General features: G+C 70.2%; 3 protein-coding genes. All 3 read right to left on the bottom strand.

The window, feature by feature from the left end:
* Window positions 1-1034 (bottom strand): ABC transporter permease (locus ACNPM4_RS15005; protein ID WP_448986189.1); only part of this gene is annotated, 1034 nt, incomplete at its 3' end.
* Window positions 1031-2029, bottom strand: a complete 999-nt coding sequence (locus ACNPM4_RS15010) for an ABC transporter permease (RefSeq protein WP_448986190.1) — start codon at window positions 2027-2029, stop codon at window positions 1031-1033. The genes ACNPM4_RS15010 and ACNPM4_RS15005, both read right to left, overlap by 4 nt.
* Window positions 2030-2062: 33 nt before the next feature.
* Window positions 2063-2941 (bottom strand): ABC transporter substrate-binding protein (locus ACNPM4_RS15015; RefSeq protein WP_448986192.1); only part of this gene is annotated, 879 nt, incomplete at its 5' end.

Below are 2941 nucleotides of genomic sequence, written 5' to 3' on the forward strand. Positions count from 1 at the left end.
GAGCCCGATTCGCCGACCACGCCGATGGCCTCGCCACGCGCGACCGTGAACGAGACGCCGCGCACGGGGGTGACCCATCCCCTCGGGGTCGGGAAGGAGACGCGCAGGTCGTCGACGAGGAGTACCGGTTCCTCGCCGTCGACCGGCGCGGGCTGAGCGGCTCGCGGACGCACGGTCGCGGGGAGGCGGTGGCGTCGGCGATCGGAGCGACCGCCCAGGGCCGCGGCTGCGGTCTCGCCGAGGAGGTTGAACGCGAGTCCGGCGATCACCACGGCCACGGCGGGTCCGAGCGCGGCCGCCGGGTTGAGGTAGATCCGGTTCAGGCCCTCGCCCAGCAGCCGGCCCCAGTCGTACTCGGGGACCTGCACGCCCAGGCCGAGGAAGGAGAGTCCGGCGAAGGCGAGCAGTGCCGATCCCGCGGAGACGGTGGCGTTCACGATGAGCGGTTCGCCGACGTTGGGCAGGATGTGTCGGATGAGGATGCGCAGGCGCGAGACACCGGCCACCCGCGCGGCCGCGATGAAGTCTCGTCCCGCGATCGCGGCGGACAGGGTCTGGGTGAGCCGGGCGAACTGCGGTGCCATCGCGAAGCCGATCGCGAGCACGGCACCGGTGGAGCCGACGCCGAAGATGACCGCGAAGAACAGCGCGAGCAGGAGGCCGGGGAAGGCGACCGCGATGTTCACGAAGCCGACGATCGGGCGTCCGAGCCAGCGCGGGAGCACCGAGGGTGCGGTGCCGAGCAGCGTTCCGGCGACGACCCCGATGATCACGGCGATCACGGCGAGCACCACCGAGAGCCGGGTCGCGACCAGCACGCGGGCGAGCACGTCGCGTCCCAGTGTGTCGGTGCCCAGCAGGTGCGCGGCGCTCGGTCCCTGCGTGATCTCGGTGGGGTTCACCTGCTCGGCCTGCGCGCCCCAGACGATCGGCGCGAAGATCGCGGTCAGGGTGACCAGGAGCACGAGCGCGAGTGCCGTGATCCCCAGTGGTGAACGGACGATGCCCGACCATGCCGTACGTGCCGACATCATGCCTCCCGGATGGTGGATCGAGGGTCGAGGAGGGCGAGGATCACGTCGATCACGAGGTTCACGACGAGCACCCCGATCCCGTAGACGAGGACGATGCCCTGCACGACCGAGTAGTCCTTGGTGAGGATCGACTGCACGATCATGGTGCCCAGGCCCGGCCAGGCGAACACGTTCTCGACCAGCACGGTGCCGGCGACCATGCCCGTCAGGAGCAGGCCGGTGAGGGTGAGGGTCGCGGTCATGGCGTTCGGCAGTGCGTGGCGCGAGTAGACCCGGTGCGGCGCGAGCCGCTTGGCCCGGGCGGTGCGGATGAAGTCCTGGTTGAGGACGGACAGCACCTCGACCCGGATGATGCGTGAGAACACCGCGGTGGGGGCGACGGCGAGGGCGATCACGGGGAGCACCAGCGAGAACGGGGCGGTGTTGCCGGCGACCGGGAACCAGCCGAGGGAGACCGCGAAGAAGTAGACGAGTCCGACGGCGAGGAGGAACTCGGGGATCGCGGCGAGGATGACGGATCCGGTCGCGAAGGCCAGCTCGAGGCCGCGACGGCGGCCACCGCGGGTCGCGACGGCCATCGTCACCCCGAGCGGGACAGACACCAGCAGCACCAGCACGACGGCGAGGAGGGCGAGCTGCAGGGTCGCGGGCAGCCGCGTGGAGATGATCTCGGCGACCGGCTGCCCGGTGATCATGGACGAGCCCATGTCGCCGGTGAACAGCCCTCCGAGGTACTGGAAGTACTGCACGAGCAGCGGCTGGTCGAGCCCGAGCGCCGCGCGACGGGACTCGACGAGCTCGGCCGGGGCGTTCAGTCCGAGCGCCGCGCGCACCGGGTCACCCGGCACCAGGTGGATCATGAAGAAGGCGGCCGTGACCAGCACCCACACCGACAGGACGAACTGCCCTCCGCGACGGACCAGGAAGGACACCCAGGGGTTGTCCGACCGTGCGGATCTGATCAGTATCGCGTGCGTGGCGGTGGTGCTGGCCATCGGCTGCCTCCGGCTCGGTTGTTCTCTGCGTGCTTACTCGTACATGCGGATCGAGGCGGGGTCGATACCGTCGCCCTCGGTGAAGGTCACCTTGTTGCCGAACGTCGTCAGCACGTTGTTCGCGTACGGGACGACCGACACCGACGTGTACAGGGCCTTCTCGGCGTCGCCCCAGTCCGCGCATCCTTCGGCGCCCGGCTTCGACGAGGCGGCCGTGACGGCGGCCGTGTAGGCGTCGTCCGCCACCGACGCGAAGTTCGTGCCGTCGGGCGGGGTCGGTCCGGAGTAGAACGGCACCAGCATGCTCGGCAGCGAGACGCCCAGCGGAGCAGCGGAGACGTCCCAGTCGCCGGAGGCGAAGAGGGTCTCGCTCAGGGTGGGCGCATCGACGGTCTTGATCGTCACGTCGACACCGAGCTTCTTCCACGATGCCTGCATGAGCTCCGCCGCGGCGCTGCCGCCGTCGCCGAGCGTCGTGGGAGTGAGGAGAGTGATCGTCATCGCCGTCCCGTCCTTCTCACGGATGCCGTCGGAGCCGGCCTTCCACCCGGCGGCATCGAGGCCCGCGGCGGCTTTCTTCTCGTCGAAGGCGGGGAGCAGATCGCCGACGACATCGGCCTGGCAGGGGTTCGGAGCGATCGTGACGAGGCTCTTCGCCGCAGTGCCCTGCCCGCTCGTGAGGACCTGGCGGAGCTGGGCGAGGTCGAGTGCTTCTGTGAGGGCCTCACGCACGGCCTGATCGGAGCCGGGGTGGCCGTCCGCCTGGTTGAAGAACAGCTGTCCCGCCGCCAGCGGCAGCTCGGAGACGAACAGCCCGGCGTCCTGGAGGCGCTGGCGATCCGGGCCGATCACGAGTGCCGTGTTGACCTCGCCGGAGAGCACGAGGTTCGCCGCGGTCGTCTCGTTCGGGAT

The sequence above is a fragment of the Microbacterium umsixpiens genome, from assembly GCF_053543675.1.

What these genes read in the sequence shown, in the direction of transcription:
- ACNPM4_RS15010 (WP_448986190.1), bottom strand. Translation starts at nt 2,029, where the DNA reads ATGGCCAGCACCACCGCCACGCACGCGATACTGATCAGATCCGCACGG.